Source organism: Ornithinimicrobium flavum (genome assembly GCF_004526345.1).
Classification (GTDB): domain Bacteria; phylum Actinomycetota; class Actinomycetes; order Actinomycetales; family Dermatophilaceae; genus Ornithinicoccus; species Ornithinicoccus flavus.
This window is the reverse complement of record NZ_CP038213.1, coordinates 283556-297559: the sequence shown is the minus strand read 5'-3', so window position 1 is coordinate 297559 and position 14004 is coordinate 283556. Positions and strand designations below refer to the sequence as shown.

At 69.4% G+C, this 14004-nt stretch carries 15 protein-coding genes and 1 pseudogene; 11 read left to right on the top strand and 5 right to left on the bottom strand.

Features of this window, described 5'->3' with window-relative positions; genetic code table 11:
- Positions 1-89: 89 nt before the first annotated feature.
- A complete protein-coding gene (locus tag E3Z34_RS17800; RefSeq protein WP_170212972.1) occupies positions 90-404 on the bottom strand; it encodes a DinB family protein in 315 nt (104 codons plus the stop codon).
- Positions 289-675, bottom strand: coding sequence for a maleylpyruvate isomerase N-terminal domain-containing protein (locus E3Z34_RS20040; RefSeq protein WP_134772174.1), 387 nt, complete (start codon positions 673-675; stop codon positions 289-291). The genes E3Z34_RS17800 and E3Z34_RS20040 overlap by 116 nt, the downstream gene beginning before the upstream one ends.
- Before the next feature lie 51 nt (positions 676-726).
- Here E3Z34_RS20040 and E3Z34_RS01380 point away from each other — a divergent pair, with 51 nt between their 5' ends.
- A complete protein-coding gene (locus E3Z34_RS01380) occupies positions 727-1569 on the top strand; it encodes a helix-turn-helix domain-containing protein (protein WP_134772173.1) in 843 nt (280 codons plus the stop codon).
- A 259-nt stretch (positions 1570-1828) separates the two neighbouring features.
- Here the strand turns inward: E3Z34_RS01380 and lepB are convergent, their stop codons facing one another.
- Positions 1829-2236, bottom strand: coding sequence for a signal peptidase I (gene lepB / locus E3Z34_RS01375; RefSeq protein ID WP_158288572.1), 408 nt, complete (start codon positions 2234-2236; stop codon positions 1829-1831).
- Between the two features lie 44 nt (positions 2237-2280).
- Positions 2281-2877: a DUF6448 family protein gene (locus E3Z34_RS01370; RefSeq protein ID WP_134772171.1), complete on the bottom strand. Its 597-nt coding sequence runs from the start codon at positions 2875-2877 to the stop codon at positions 2281-2283.
- A gap of 153 nt (positions 2878-3030) precedes the next feature.
- Between E3Z34_RS01370 and E3Z34_RS01365 the strand changes: the two genes are divergently transcribed.
- From E3Z34_RS01365 to E3Z34_RS01340, 6 genes are all read left to right on the top strand, one after another.
- Positions 3031-3810 (top strand): VIT1/CCC1 transporter family protein, encoded by a 780-nt coding sequence (locus E3Z34_RS01365; RefSeq protein WP_238695290.1) that lies wholly within the window; start codon positions 3031-3033, stop codon positions 3808-3810.
- 358 nt (positions 3811-4168) lie between these two features.
- A complete protein-coding gene (locus E3Z34_RS01360; protein WP_134772170.1) occupies positions 4169-6316 on the top strand; it encodes an MMPL family transporter in 2148 nt (715 codons plus the stop codon).
- 4 nt (positions 6317-6320) lie between these two features.
- Entirely contained in the window at positions 6321-7559 is a 1239-nt protein-coding gene (locus E3Z34_RS01355; RefSeq protein WP_238695289.1) for a sensor histidine kinase, read from the top strand.
- Positions 7556-8197 carry a response regulator gene (locus E3Z34_RS01350; RefSeq protein ID WP_134772169.1) on the top strand — a complete coding sequence of 214 codons (642 nt, stop codon included), beginning with the start codon at positions 7556-7558 and terminating at the stop codon, positions 8195-8197. The genes E3Z34_RS01355 and E3Z34_RS01350 overlap by 4 nt, the downstream gene beginning before the upstream one ends.
- A gap of 292 nt (positions 8198-8489) precedes the next feature.
- Positions 8490-8975 (top strand): DUF2871 family protein, encoded by a 486-nt coding sequence (locus E3Z34_RS01345; protein ID WP_134772168.1) that lies wholly within the window; start codon positions 8490-8492, stop codon positions 8973-8975.
- Positions 8972-9391: an ACT domain-containing protein gene (locus E3Z34_RS01340; protein ID WP_134772167.1), complete on the top strand. Its 420-nt coding sequence runs from the start codon at positions 8972-8974 to the stop codon at positions 9389-9391. The genes E3Z34_RS01345 and E3Z34_RS01340 overlap by 4 nt, the downstream gene beginning before the upstream one ends.
- Before the next feature lie 672 nt (positions 9392-10063).
- On the opposite strand, the gene E3Z34_RS01335 is transcribed toward E3Z34_RS01340, so the two are convergent.
- Entirely contained in the window at positions 10064-10522 is a 459-nt protein-coding gene (locus tag E3Z34_RS01335) for a GNAT family acetyltransferase (protein WP_134772166.1), read from the bottom strand.
- Between the two features lie 276 nt (positions 10523-10798).
- On the opposite strand from E3Z34_RS01335, the gene E3Z34_RS17575 reads away from it, so the two are divergent.
- The 4 genes and pseudogenes from E3Z34_RS17575 (at position 10799) to E3Z34_RS01315 (ending at position 13957) form a co-directional block, all read left to right on the top strand.
- On the top strand, positions 10799-10996 hold the full coding sequence (locus E3Z34_RS17575; RefSeq protein WP_158288571.1) for a hypothetical protein: 198 nt from the start codon (positions 10799-10801) through the stop codon (positions 10994-10996).
- A gap of 422 nt (positions 10997-11418) precedes the next feature.
- Positions 11419-11625, top strand: coding sequence for an antitoxin MazE-like protein (locus tag E3Z34_RS01325; protein ID WP_134772164.1), 207 nt, complete (start codon positions 11419-11421; stop codon positions 11623-11625).
- The gene (locus E3Z34_RS01320; RefSeq protein WP_134772163.1) at positions 11622-11948 is read left to right on the top strand and encodes a type II toxin-antitoxin system PemK/MazF family toxin; all 327 of its coding nucleotides are present in this window, start codon (positions 11622-11624) and stop codon (positions 11946-11948) included. The genes E3Z34_RS01325 and E3Z34_RS01320 overlap by 4 nt, the downstream gene beginning before the upstream one ends.
- A 451-nt stretch (positions 11949-12399) precedes the next feature.
- Positions 12400-13957, top strand: a pseudogene (locus tag E3Z34_RS01315) (SulP family inorganic anion transporter).
- The last annotated feature ends 47 nt before the right edge of the window (positions 13958-14004 follow it).

Below are 14004 nucleotides of genomic sequence, written 5' to 3'. Positions count from 1 at the left end.
AGCGCTTGTTAGCACAATCAGTGAGACCGGCTCGAGCGATTGCCGGCACCGATTGCCGGGCACTGGGCAGGCCGTGGCGATGCATCTGCTCAGGCGGGTTGCCAGTGCGGGTCGCGGCCAAGCCGAGCGAGGAGTCGGTCGGTTGCAGAGGCATCTCGGGCGACCTCGACAGGTGCGGCGCATATGCCCTCGGAGTACAGGGCTTCGCCCCAGCCGTCGGCCGTGGTGTGTAGTGCCTGTGCCTCGTCATCGCTGATCGACCATTGCTGCCCAGTGGCTCGAGCCACGTCAGAACCGTGCACGACCAGGTCCCAGCCGTAGAAGTCCGCCATCGTGGCGCGGATGGTGGTGCGGCCGAAGTAGCCGTCGTACTCCCTCTCCGCGACACGGTCCTTTCCCAGCACGGCCCACCACGTGGTCGAGGTGGGCGTTCCACGCGGCGGCGGGGTCGGCGAGGTCAGTTACAGGTCCGGCGTCCAGGCCCTGACCGGTCAGGAAGTCGCGCTGCGTGTCGATCACGTGAGCGACGACGTCTCGGACGCTCCACCCCGCGCACGGTGTCAGGGCGTCCCAGGCCTCGGCTGCGGCGGCGAGAATCCTGGTGAACCGGGCGGCCCGGTCAACGAAAGTCGGGGCGTGCTGATCCGGCGTGGTGGCCGATGTCGTCTGGGTCATAGGACAACCGTGACAGGACAGACGTCTCCGCCGCTTGTGATAATCCGACACATGCCTGCGCCCGAGATCCCGCGACCGGTCGACCCGGTCGATCGGGCACACCTGACGGGAGTCAGCCGGCCCTCACCACCCATACACCGCTACGCCCCGAGCGAGCATCTCGCCGACCTGGTCGCTCGTTACTGGATCCCGGTGTGGTCGCTAGCTGAGCCCTCCACGCAGAGCACCCTGCAGCACCCCGTCTGCCTTGTCGTCGTCAGCGACAGCTACGCCAGGCTGTACGGCGTGGCGCGGGGCAGTTCCAGCGTGACGCTCGATGGTGAGGGCTGGGCCGTCGGCACCATGCTTGAACCGGCCGCCGGACGTCTGTTGCTCGGGCGGTCCGTCGCCGAGCTCACCGACAGGTGGGTCGACCTGACCGGGGTCGACGGCGTTCCCAGCAGTCTGGTGCCCGACGTGCGGGCCGCGATGGCGGCCTCCCCGCGCGATCCGGCCGCCCACGCAGCGGCGATCGCAGTGGTGGAGCGGTGGCTCACGGCCTACCTACCGGTGGACGAGCAGGGACTACTAATCAACCAGATCGTCACCTGGCTCCGTCACAACCCCGACGTGACTCGGGTCGAGCACGTGGCCCGCGAGTTCGGCCTCACCGAGCGCAGCCTCCAGCGTCTGGTGGAGCAGCGGGTGGGGCTGACCCCCAAGTGGCTGGTCAAGCGCCGGCGCCTGCACGACGCGGTACAGGCGCTCAAGTCCGGGAACACCACTCTGGCCGACGTGGCGGCCGAGCTCGGCTACAGCGACCAGGCCCACTTCACCCACGACTTCCGCGCGGTCACCGGGATGACGCCGGGGCATTTCCTGCGCGACCAGCGCAGCACGCCCCCGCACACATGAGCGCAAGCTCGACTGCGACCACTCCCGCCATGCCAAGTTCATCCCGTCAACGACGCGGTAACGCAGCGCGTATCCCGCCGGGACATAATTCGGCCTGGCTGTCGTGAGGGAAACACTCCTGCGGGCGCTCTCGGCCCAATCCTTTGTGCGCCAACTTCGTCCGTCAAGAACTGCCGGCATTCCGAGCCCGCTGCCCGGGAGCCCACAGCGGTTCTGCGACTCGGGAAGCACGGCCGTTCACCATCCGGTACTGCCGCCTTTAGGGTGACTCACCCGGCGGATCGGCACCGTTTCGCCGTTGGCGCGGGCGGGAAGAGATGAGGATGCCCGTGATCTCCGATCGCGACACATACGGCTGCCTCCAGCTGCGGGAGTCGGTGGAGGCGTCGCGGTTGTCGCCGAGCAGGAGGTAGTGCCCGGCCGGCACACTGAAGGTTGCCCGGTGGGTTGCAGCCGAGGCGTACGGCTCGTCCAAAAGGTGGTTGTTGACCCAGACATGGCTGCCGTCGAGGCGAACGCGCTCGCCGGGGAGGCCGATGATCCGCTTCACGATTCGTTGCCCGATCTCTCGGGAGTCGACCGCAACGATCGCGCCGCGGCGGAAGCTGTGCTTACGTCGGGGCGCGATCGTCAGGACCAGCTGCCCATGACGCAGACCCGGGACCATCGAGTCCGACTGGACCCGGGTGAACCATGCCGGGAGAGCTGCCATCAGTGTTGGTGGACGGCGTGCTCGTGTGAGCCGTGATGGCCGCCCTGGTGGCGGTGCTCGTCCTCACCCTCGGCGTACTTGAAGAACTGCACGTACGCCGCGACGTAGTCCCTCGCGGCGTCCAGGTCGTCGACCTCGAACCGCTTCTTGGCCAGCGCCAGCGTGAAACGCTTCTCCAGCTCGCCCCAGCGATCGTCGGGGATGAGCCCACGCAGCGGTTCGATCGTCCCCGCGTCCAGCGCGGCGTCCGCTGCCACGACCTCGGGCGGCAGCTCGGTACCGGTCGGCTGGATGCCGTCGAACCCGGCCCCCTCACCGGCCCGGTGGACGCGAACGAGCGTTGCCAGGAATGCGCGCGCGGCCTGGGCGGCGTCCTGACCGCCGCGGGCCGCCTGGGCGGCGTCGAACGCGGCACGCACTTCCTCCTCGCCTGCGGAGTGGACCCACTTGAGGGCGTAGTTGGGGTTGCCGGTCTCCAGTGCCCTGCGGCCGTCTTGGACGGCCGGACCGTCCTCGGTGTCGCAGTGGGCCGAGGCGGGCTGGATCAACGCGACGGTCAGGGCGCGGGCGGCTGTCCGGAGGGTGAGGATGCTCATGGTGACTCCTTCTCGAGTGCTGCGGCGGGGTGCCGATGAGTTGAAGCTACGGGGCTGACGGGCACCAGCGCCTTGACGCACGTCAAGGTCCTCGATCGGCTTCGTTGGTTGACTCCAGGCATGACCCACGAGACTTCGTCCATAGCCGCCCCCATGGCACCCGACCAGACCATGTCCCTCTCACTGGACGACGGCCGTCGACTGGATGCCGCTCCCAGCCACGAGTGCACAGGACCGGTACCCGCGCCCGACCCTGGTGAAGGCCTCAACACGCGGTTGAACGCGCTGCGCGCCGGTGTGATGGGCGCCAACGACGGCATCATCTCCACCGCAGGCATCGTCGTCGGCGTGGCCGGGGCCGCGGTCAGCGATGGGGCGCTCTTCGCGGCAGGTGTCGCGGGAGTCGCCGCCGGCGCCCTGTCGATGGCGGTCGGCGAGTACGTCTCCGTCTCCAGCCAGCGTGACGCGCAGCGCGCCGTGCTGGTCCGTCAGCAGGCCCAGCTCAACGCCGACCCCACCGGCGAACTACACAAACTGGCTGGCGTGATTGCACAGGAGGGGGTCGAGCCCAATGTCGCCTGCCAGGTGTCGCAACAGCTCACCGGTGCCGACGCGACACGAGCCCATGCCCGATTCAGGCGGGGCATCGACCCCGACGAGCTGAGCAATCCCTGGCATGCGGGGCTGGCATCCATGCTCGCCTTCCTCGCAGGGGCACTCATCCCGTTGGCCGCCATCCTCCTGTCGCCGAGGGAGGCCGCGATCCCGATCACCGCCACGGCCGTCATCGTGGCGCTCCTCATCACCGGCGTGACCTCCGCCCAGTTGGGCCGCGCTCCGAAGCAGCGAGCCGCCCTACGCAACGTCGCCGGCGGCGCGCTCGCGATGACGATCACCTATGTTATCGGCGCGCTGATCGGTACCCAGCTCTGACAGCCGAGACGCCCGGGCGGCCCGGCCACCCTCAAGAGCAACCCCGGTTCGCGCACCCACCGGAGGGCAGGGCGCAGATCGCACGCTTCTGCCGCATCCCGCCCCTTGGACCACCGACTTCGTGACCATGAACGATGGCTCTGGGATGCCAGGATGGCGTTTTGACCCTGAGGTCGTCTTCTGACCTGACGGCTGTTGAGTGGTTGACGGTGCACGCTGAACCTTGGTCGTGACTACCGCTCTTCGGCCGGCTACACCCCACCGTCGGGCCCGTATTCGATGAGGTCGCGGCTGGATCAACCGAAGGATGGATGCTGGTAGGGCGAGACGGACCCCGAGCCCGGCCTAGCGTCGAAGCATGGTCACCCGCACATTCTTCCCGGCGCTGCCGCACCTGCTCACCGGGCGCCGTGGCGCCTGGGTCACGCTCCTGCTCGCTGTCCTCGTCTCGGTCGGTCTCGTGGGCGCGCTGCGGGGTGCTGAGGTTCTCAACGACCACGGGTCGCCGCCGCCGGGCTCGGAGTCGGCCCAGGTCGACGACCTGCTCTCGGAGCTGCCCGGGCAGGACGTCCAGCAGCTCGTCGTGGTGCTCACCCGCCAGGACGGCGCCGTCCTGAGTGACGCCGACCTCGGCCAGCTCGCCGGCCTGGGCGCCGCGTTGCCGGCGGCTGCCGGACACGCAGTCACGGGTCCGGTCCCGGCTGAGGATGGTGGCGCAGCCCTCCTGCGGGTACCTGTGAGGGTTGCCAGCACGGACACCGGCGCGATGCGCGAGGTCGTCGGCGAGGTCCGGGGCACGGTCGCCGCCGAGCTGCCGCAAGGTCTGTCCGTCCAGACCACCGGGGGCCCCGCCTTCGGCGCGGACCTCGCCGCCTCCTTCGACGGTGCGAACCTGCGTCTGCTGCTGGTGACGGTCGGCGTGGTCGGTCTGCTGCTGCTGCTGACCTACCGTTCGCCGATCTTGTGGCTGGTCCCGCTGACCGTGGTCGGAGTCGCCGACCAGGTCGCCGGCGTCCTGACCCAGGCGGCCGGTGAGCGGCTTGCGCTCAACTTCGACTCCGGCATCATCAGCGTGCTGGTCTTCGGCGCCGGCGCCAACTACGCGCTGCTGCTCATCTCCCGTTACCGAGAGGAGTTGGCCAGGTATGGCGACCACCGCCAGGCGCTCGTCAGCGCCTGGCGCGCCACGCTCCCGGCGATCCTGGCGAGCAACGTCTCGGTCGTGCTGGCTCTGGCCACCCTGACGCTCGCGGTGATCCCGGGCACCCGGGGCATCGGCGTCGCCGCGGCCGTCGGGCTGCTCGTCGCCCTCGCCTTCGCCGTCCTGGTGCTGCCGGCGGCGCTGGCCGTCGTGGGCCGGGGCGCCTTCTGGCCGTTCGTGCCACGCCCGGTCCAGGAGGGTGACACAACCGTCCGTGAGCCGGGCCGTGACCCGTGGGGTGCGGTGGCCGGCCTTGTCGTCCGCCGGCCCTGGCAGGTGCTGGCAGGCGGGACCGCCCTCCTTGCGGTGATGACGACCGGCCTGGTCGGGACCCAGGTCGGTCTGAGCCAGACCGAGCGCTTCCGGGTCGCGTCGGAGTCCGGTGCCGCGTTGGAGGTGCTCGCGGAGCACTTCCCCGCCGGCAGCGGCGCCCCAATGACCGTCGTGACGACGCCGGAGGAGCTCCAGGAGGTCGCGGCTGCGGTGACGGCGGTGCCCGGAGTGGCGTCGGTCCGCCCCGCAGGCACCGGGTCGACGTCCGCCGGTGAGATCGCCACCCTCGTGGTCACCGGGGATGCCTCACCGGGCTCGCAGGCCGAGCGCGTGCTGGTGCAGGGTGTGCGCGAGGCGGCGCACGGCGTCGCGGCCGCGGAGGCGCTCGTGGGTGGTGCCCCTGCCGCCGAGCTCGACGCCCGTGACGGGGCGCTGGAGGACCTGCTGCTGGTCGTGCCGCTGGTGCTGGCGGTCGTCGCGGTCGTCCTGGCGTTCCTGCTGCGCTCGGTCGTCGCGCCGGTCGTGCTGCTCGCCGTCAACGTCCTCAGCACGCTGGCCACCATCGGTGCCGGTGCCTGGCTGGGGCTCACCGTGTTCGGGTGGGAGGCGCTGGACACGCCGGTGCCGCTGCTGGCCTTCCTCTTCCTGGTAGCGCTGGGCATCGACTTCACGATCTTCCTCGCGCACCGGATCCGTACCGAGGTGCCGCACGTCGGAACCCGCGGCGCCGTGGTCCGCGGCGTGAGCACCACCGGTGCGGTGATCACCAGCGCGGGAATCGTCCTGGCCGGTGTCTTCGCGGCGCTGGGCGTGCTTCCGCTCATCACCCTCGGTCAGCTCGGGCTGATCGTCGGCCTCGGGGTCGTCCTGGACACGATGCTGGTCCGCACCCTGCTCGTCCCGGCGGTGATCGTGCTGCTCGGCGACCGGTTCTGGTGGCCGGGCGAGCCCGGCACCGCACCCGTCGCCGACCCTTCCCCCGCCGCGTCCGCGGTGCCGGAGGACAGTCCCCAGGCAGCCCTGACACGATGAGGGCGTGAGCCGAACCCGCGTGATGATCCGTCGCCTGGCGGGTGTGCAGCACCTGCTGCTCGCGGTCCTGGTCGTGGTCGGTGTCGGCCGCGGGCTGGGGGCCGGCGACGCCGCCGGTCCGCTCCTGGGAAGCACCGCCCTCTTCCTCGCCTGGTATGCCGTGGGCGCGCGGCGTGCCGCGTCCGGTCGCGACCTCGCGGACGGGCGGGGCCGCCCCGGGCGGGGACTGCCCGTCGGCGGGTGGTGGCTCCTGGGGCTGGTGGGCGTGTGGCTGCTCACGGTAGTCGCGTCCCCGGAGATGGTGTGGGTCGCCTTCTCCCTGTGGTTGCTCGCCGGCCACCTGCTGCCGCTGGTCCACGCGGTCGTCGTGTCGGTGCTGGTCCTGGCGGTGGTCGTCGGTCGCGGCGGTCACGCCGAGGGCTGGTCGACCGCCGCGGTCCTCGGGCCGGTCATCGGCGGAGTCTTCGCGGTGGCGCTCTCCCGTGGCCTGCAGGTCATCGTGCGTGACAGCCAGCAGCGCGAGCAGCTCGTGACCTCCCTCGTCGCTGCGCAGGCGGAGGCCGAGGAGCTGCACGCCGAGCTGGCCCAGACCCAGCACGCCGCAGGGGTTCTGTCCGAACGGACACGGCTCTCGCGCGACATCCACGACACCCTCGCCCAGGGGTTCTCCTCCATCCTCCTGCTCGCCCGGGCCGGTGCCGCCACCGGGGAGCCGGCGGCCAGGACCCGCCTCCTGGGACAGATCGAGGCCAGCGCGGCCGAGCACCTGCAGGAGGCCCGCCGTGTCGTCGGGGCCCTCGCCCCGACCCCGCTGGAGTCCGGGCTCGTCGACGCCCTCGGTCGCATCAGCGCCCGCTTGGAGCAGGAGAGCGGTGTGCGGACCGAGGTCCGGGTCGAGGGGGAGGTCACCTCGCTCCCACCGGGGATAGAGGTCGCCCTGCTGCGCACGGCCCAGTCCGCCCTGGCCAACGTCCGGCAGCACGCACGGGCAACCTCGGTCGTGCTCACGCTGGCAGAGGCCGAGGACTCGGTGCGCCTGGACGTCGTGGACGACGGGCGCGGGTTCGACGTCGCGACGCTGGGCGCTGCGCAGGGCAGCCCGGCGGGTGGGGGGTACGGGCTGCGGGCCTCCCGGGAACGGCTCCTGGAGCTTGGTGGTGGGCTGGACGTCGAGTCCGAGCCAGGGCGCGGCACCGCGCTGAGCGCGCACCTGCCGCGCAGCGCGGGGGGAGGGTGGCGGTGAGCGGCCCGGACACCGGCGCGCAACGGCATACCCCTGTGTCGGTGCTCGTCGTGGACGACCACCCGGTCGTGCGCGCCGGACTGACAGCACTGCTGTCGGTGCAACCCGGTCTGCTCGTGGTCGGCGAGGCCGCCGACGGGACGGAGGCGGTGCGCCTGGCCGCGGAGCTGACACCTGACGTGGTCCTGTGCGACCTGCGCCTGGGGGACGGGCCGGACGGGGTCCAGGTGACCCGGGCGGTGGACACGGCCGTCCTGATCCTGACGACCTACGACCACGACTCCGACCTGGTGCGAGCCGTGGAGGCCGGCGCGGCGGGGTACCTGCTCAAGGACGCGGCCCCGGCCGACATCGTCGCCGCGATCCAGTCCGCCGCCCGCGGTGAGACCGTGCTGGGCCCACACCTGACCAGCCGGGTCGTGGCCGCCATGCGGGTGCGTCGCACCGAGCTGTCGGCCCGTGAGCTCGAGGTCCTCGGCCTGGTCGCGCACGGGCTGTCCAACAGGGATCTCGCCCGCCGGCTCGTCGTCAGCGAGGCCACGGTCAAGACGCACCTCAACCACGTCTTCGGCAAGCTGGGCGTCGACAACCGCACCGCCGCGGTCGCAGCCGCGCGCGGGGCCGGCCTGCTCGACTGAGCAGCAGGACGCCGCGGCGTCCATGAGCGCCTCACCCGCACGCGGAGGACGCCTCGTCCACCTACTCCGCGTCCTGGAATAGATCGGACCGTGTGCTGGCGTCGCGGCCAAAGGGCGAGGTGACCCCCCGTGTCGGGGCCGCGCGCGCGAAGGAGTTGAGCTCCTGCCCCCAGATCCCCCTGACGACGACCATGTGGCAGCGCGCCCGCTCTGTTTAAGGACGCAGGACTCAACCGAAGGATTGATGGCGGCGGCGCGCGAACGGCACCTGGTGCTCCGTACCGTCGAGGACATGCTTCGTTACCTGTTCCGCTCCGCCGTCACCTGGACGGTCCTCGGGCTCCTCGGAGGCCTGACCTACCGCGAGGTGACCAAGGCCTACGACTTCACCGGTCGTACCCAGTTGGCCGTCGTCCACACCCACGCGCTCATCCTGGGCACCCTGCTCATGCTCCTGCTGCTCGCACTGGCGGCCGCGCTGCCCGGCCTCCGCGCGGACAAGCACCTGCGGTGGGGCGCCCACCTGCTCAACGCCGGCCTCGTCCTGACCGTCGGCATGCTGGCCTACAAGGGAACACTGCAGGTGATCGGGGCCTCGCACGCCGACCACTCCGCTATCGCCGGCGTCTCCGGCCTCGGACACATGCTGCTCACCGGGGCGCTTGCCCTCGTGCTGCTCGCAACCGGCCGAGCAGTCAACGCCGCCGCGGTTGATGCCTCGACGGCAGACACTGCCGCCGTCCGCGTCCAGCCCCACGAGCCGGTGCAACCCCGATGAACTCGACCCATCACGCGGCCGACACCATTCGGGTCATCGATCGACCAGCCCCTGCCGATGCAGTCTCACCCGAAGAGAACGACATGAGCCCGACCACGCTTCGCGTAATGGTCGCCGGTTCAGGCAGCGAGGTCCTGAGCCGCATCACGGTTCTCCTGACGAGCCGGGCGGTGTACACCCTCTCCCTCTGCGCCACCTGCGACCCGGCCGCCGGCGTGACACTGGTCCACCTGGTCGTCGAGTGCGCCCCGGCCAGGACCCCCCTGATCTGCAGACAGCTGGAGCGCCTCGTCCAGGTCAGGTCAGTAGAAGTGCTGCTGCCTCCCCAGACCGATGGTGAGTTTGCCCTAGCACACTGCTGGTCGCCCACGTCAACTGAGCCGGTGAGCGCCTCGACGTCCGTCCGAATGGAGTGACGGGCTGCCGCATGTGACGGCAGTTCCTTCACCCATGGCAAGACGTGAGGTATCACCCCCGCCGGCGTCTGCTGAACTGCGCTCATGGCGAGAAGGTGGACCGGGCTGCTCACATGCAGAAGGCCCTCGCTGGCAGCAGGCGCTGATCCCAACGTGTCGTACCCGGAAGGGGAGACTCGAATGGGCGTGTGCAATCGAGCCAGCGCCCGAACTGCTGTCCTGCTTCTTAGCTTAGGCCGGGTGGCTCGACCAGGTCCGAGCCTGGTAGCGGGGCCCCGCGCCCGCTGACCGGTGACGCTGACCCCGCAGGTGAGTACCGTGGTCCGGGTGACCCGCTCTCCGTGCGGGTAGAGGGCCCAATCCTCTGTCACATCTGACGGCGGTCTGTTTCGTTACCAGAACCCCGACTGCTCCCACGGAGACTTGCAGTTGCGCACGAAGGATGGGCAAGCCTACGCCACGTTGACCGAGCAGTGGTGCCCGGGTCAAACCTGGACAATCACTGGCAAGAACGCAATTTCTCTAATAGACGACTGAGGAAGTGGGCGGCTCGATACCCTCGAGGATCTGAGGGAAAACGACCAAGGCGGGCCGCCAACCTGAGTAGCGAGCAACCACACGCACATGCCGCTGGCCGCGCCTTGCTACCGGGTCGTTCCAGACCGCGTGAGCCTAGCGAAGCCGCTCGGACGACTTCTGATCACGGAGTTCCTGTAGCTCCTCGTCGAAGAAGCGACCTAAGACTGCGACCTGCTGGTCGACATAGCCAAGCCGCTTGTAGAACTCGATCACAGCGCTGTTGTCTGCACGGACCATGAGCTGGAGCTTGGGAACGCCCTGCTCGCGCAGCCATGACTCAGCAGCGCTCATCAGCTCACGCCCAAGCCCGTTCCCGCGATGGTCCGGCTGGACAGCCAGGTAGTACACCCAGCCGCGATGCCCATCATGCCCGACCATGACCGTGCCGAGAAGCTGCTCGTCAGCCACCGCCCCAAGAACCGTGGAAGACGGTCCGTCGAGCGCACGCGCAAGGTCTGCGTCGGGATCGTTCCACGGGCGGACCAGTCCGCAATCACGCCAGAGTCGTACTGCCTCGTGTTCCAGTGCGGACGGGATCGGAGCGATCAGCATGCGCTGATTCTCCACGGGCGGCACAGGTGTCAAACGTCCGGTCATGCCGCGAGAGGCAAGGCGGTCACCGCCGAGGCACCCGCCCGCATGACGTGCCATCGCAGCCGGACTTCCAGTCGTGCCCCTAGGCTCATCGTCATGGCCATGAACACAGGAACGCTCCTGGCTGAGCAAGTTGCTCTGCTCGAACGCGGCGACGCTGCTGGACTCGCGAGCCGCTATCACCCCGAGGGGGTTATCCTCCACGAAGGGGGCGCAGTCACGGGTGGTGCCATCTTGGAACTTTTCACCGAGGCCGTCACACCGCCACGGCGAGTCATCATGGCCTCCGAGGTATGCCGCACGGAGGACACGCTTCTTTACGACGTCGTTCAAGACGTCGCCGGTGACACGGTGCGGGTCGTCGGCTCGTTCGTGCTCCGCGACGGTCTCATCTGGCGGCATACCTCGCTCGCAGTGCCGGTCGACAGCTGACGGCGGGGTCTACAGCCCCATCCAGCACCCCGGCTGCTCGTCCAACGTTGCCGCACTCGGACCGGCTGCGTCTCCTACCGATCCTTCCCTGAGCGTTGGGCGTTCCCTCTGGCCAACTCTGCTCATGCCGGGCCCACTCTCGCGGCTCAGCGGCCAGGGCGTCCACATGAGCACCACCCTGCAACGCGGCGGTGCCTGGCTCAGCGCGGGTGCGCCCCTTTGTAGGACGGAGTTCGGGCGGAACGGCCAGGCCAAAACAGCATCGGGTGATCGCGCATGCGCCCGGGAACGATTTCTGGGACAGCCCGGGAGCTGGACATGGCGCCCGTGGTGGCGCACACGACCGTGCGTCCCAGTCTTCGGGCGTTGTTGGGAGAGTAGCCTCCCTCCGCTGCACCCTCGTTACATGTAACGTGGTAGGCATGACGGTGAAGCATCGAGTCAGCGAGTACCGGCGCAGGATGCGCGCACGCGGCCTTCGACCCGTGCAGATCTGGGTGCCGGACGTGCGTAGCGAGCGCTTTGCACAGGAGGCCGAACGTCAGTCGGCCCTGGTCGCGAGGGCGGACGAGCAGTCCGATGACCAGGAGTTCGTCGAAGCCGTCACCGCCCCCTGGGACGAGGAGTGAGACGCGGTGAGCTGTGGACCGTCGCCGGGGGTGTCTACGCCTCCAGGCCAAGGCCCGCACTGATCGTGCAGGACGACCTCTTCGAGGGCACTGCCTCCGTGACCGTGGCGCCCCTGACGACGACGCTGGTCGATGCCCCTCTGCTTCGCGTACGCGTCGCCGCCGATGATCTCACCGGTCTGCAGCACGACAGCCAGGTCATGATCGACAAGGTCACCACAGTTCGCCGCCAGAACGTCGGTACGCACGTTGGCCGCCTGGCGCCCGAAAGTCTCGTGGAGGTCGAACGCGCCCTGATGGCTTTCCTCGGCCTGGCAGGGTAGCGGATGAGAGAGCCCTGCCGACATCCGCCTGTGCCGCTGGTCGCGCGGGTCATCGTGCCGACGGGCGGGGTGGAGAGCGTGCATCCCTCAGCTTGCCAACCTTGCGGGCCCTCCCAGCGTTGAGTCACTGAGCCCAGGTCAGTCGGTCGAGCCGGTGTGAGGAGGGTCGCGTGAGCGAGGAGCGGTTGATGGCACAGCCTTGCCGCGAGGCTCGGTCAGGTGGACCCGACCTCGGTGAGGACCGGGTTCTGACAGTAGTGCTCCGGGGGCGGCCGCTGCGACCAGGAGAGTGACTCTGACGCTGCGATAGAGTTGGTCGGTGCAGCGACGGCAGGCCGCCGTCGCTTTCCTGTGTCCGCAGACCCGGTCGGTCGTGCTCAGACACCACCCTTTCGGCGGTGCCGCCACCCAGTAGTTCCAGACGTTGCCCTTCCTGTTGCTGAGGGGTCCCATGACCGAGCCCACCACCACCGTTCCGACGGAACCCCGCATTCCGGTGGTGCCCGAGGCCGGCGAGCGGGAGACCTCGACCCGGGCCGCGTTCCGCAACCCGAGGCGGCTGCGCACCGAGGTCCTCGCCGGTCTGGTCGTGGCGCTAGCCCTCATCCCCGAGGCGATCTCGTTCTCCATCATCGCCGGGGTCGACCCCCGCCTGGGACTGTTCGCCAGCTTCATCATGGCTGTCACCATCGCCGTCGTGGGCGGTCGCCCGGCGATGATCTCGGCCGCCACCGGCGCGGTCGCCTTGGTCATCGCGCCGGTCGCGCGGGAGTACGGGCTGGACTACTTCCTGGCCACCGTCATCCTGGCTGGCGTCCTGCAGATCGTCCTGGCGCTGTTGGGGGTGGCCAAGCTCATGCGGTTCATCCCGCGGATGGTCATGGTCGGCTTCGTCAACGCCCTTGCCATCCTCATCTTCATGGCCCAGCTGCCCTACCTGCTCGGCGTGCCGTGGCTGGTCTACCCGATGGTCGGGCTCGGCCTGGTCATCATGATCGGGCTGCCGCGCCTGACCACGATGGTCCCGGCGCCCCTGGTGGCGATCGTCGTGATCACGACCCTGGTCTGGGCGGCCGGATGGGACCTGCCGGACGTCTCTGACCAGGGCGAGCTGCCCACCTCCCTGCCGGAACTGCTCATCCCCAACGTGCCGCTGACCTTGGAGACGCTCCAGATCATCGGCCCTTACGCCCTGGCCATGGCCCTCGTCGGGCTCCTGGAGTCGCTGATGACCGCCAAACTCGTCGACGGCATCACCGACACCCACTCCAACAAGACCCGGGAGTCCTGGGGTCAAGGGGGTTGCGAACCTGGCCTCGGGCTTCTTCGGCGGCATGGGCGGCTGCGCGATGATCGGCCAGACCATGATCAACGTCAAGGTCTCCGGCGCCCGCACCCGCATCTCCACCTTCCTCGCCGGAATCTTCCTGCTCGCCCTCGTCCTGGGCGCCGAACCGGCCGTCGGGATAATCCCGATGGCCGCCCTGGTCGCGGTCATGGTCATGGTCTCGGTCGCCACGTTCGACTGGCACAGCATCCACCCGGCCACGCTGCGGCGGATGCCGCACAGCGAGAACATCGTCATGCTCCTGACGGTCATCGTCACCGTCCTCACCCACAACCTGGCCTACGGCGTCATCGTCGGCGTCAACGCCGCGATCATCCTCTTCGCCCGCCGGGTGGCCCACTTCGCCTCGGTCGACAAGGTCAGCGAGACCGACGTCGACGGTGACGGCCAACCCGACGTGCGCACCTACAAGGTCTCAGGCGAGCTGTTCTTCGCCACCAGCAACGACCTCGTCTACCAGTTCGACTACGCCGGCGACCCGCCCAAGGTGGTCATCGACCTCACCGACTCCCACATCTGGGACGCCTCCACCGTCGCCGCCCTCGACGCCGTCAGGACCAAGTACGCACGCCTCGGCAAGCAGGTGGACGTCGTCGGCCTTAACTGGTCCTCCGCCGCACGCCACGACCTACTCACAGGCCGACTCGGCGAAGGCCACTGAGCCCCAACCTCGGGTGCGCCCGCCGCATCACAGAACATCCTGTCCTG

Excerpts from the sequence above, each read along its gene's own strand:
- E3Z34_RS01335 (WP_134772166.1), bottom strand. The coding sequence starts at position 10,522 with ATGCTGATCGCTCCGATCCCGTCCGCACTGGAACACGAGGCAGTACGA.
- E3Z34_RS01345 (WP_134772168.1), top strand. The coding sequence starts at position 8,490 with ATGCTTCGTTACCTGTTCCGCTCCGCCGTCACCTGGACGGTCCTCGGG.
- lepB (WP_158288572.1), bottom strand. The coding sequence starts at position 2,236 with ATGGTCCCGGGTCTGCGTCATGGGCAGCTGGTCCTGACGATCGCGCCC.
- E3Z34_RS01370 (WP_134772171.1), bottom strand. The coding sequence starts at position 2,877 with ATGAGCATCCTCACCCTCCGGACAGCCGCCCGCGCCCTGACCGTCGCG.
- E3Z34_RS20040 (WP_134772174.1), bottom strand. The coding sequence starts at position 675 with ATGACCCAGACGACATCGGCCACCACGCCGGATCAGCACGCCCCGACT.
- E3Z34_RS01325 (WP_134772164.1), top strand. The coding sequence starts at position 11,419 with ATGACGGTGAAGCATCGAGTCAGCGAGTACCGGCGCAGGATGCGCGCA.
- E3Z34_RS01340 (WP_134772167.1), top strand. The coding sequence starts at position 8,972 with ATGAACTCGACCCATCACGCGGCCGACACCATTCGGGTCATCGATCGA.
- E3Z34_RS01360 (WP_134772170.1), top strand. The coding sequence starts at position 4,169 with ATGGTCACCCGCACATTCTTCCCGGCGCTGCCGCACCTGCTCACCGGG.
- E3Z34_RS01380 (WP_134772173.1), top strand. The coding sequence starts at position 727 with ATGCCTGCGCCCGAGATCCCGCGACCGGTCGACCCGGTCGATCGGGCA.
- E3Z34_RS01365 (WP_238695290.1), top strand. The coding sequence starts at position 3,031 with ATGGCACCCGACCAGACCATGTCCCTCTCACTGGACGACGGCCGTCGA.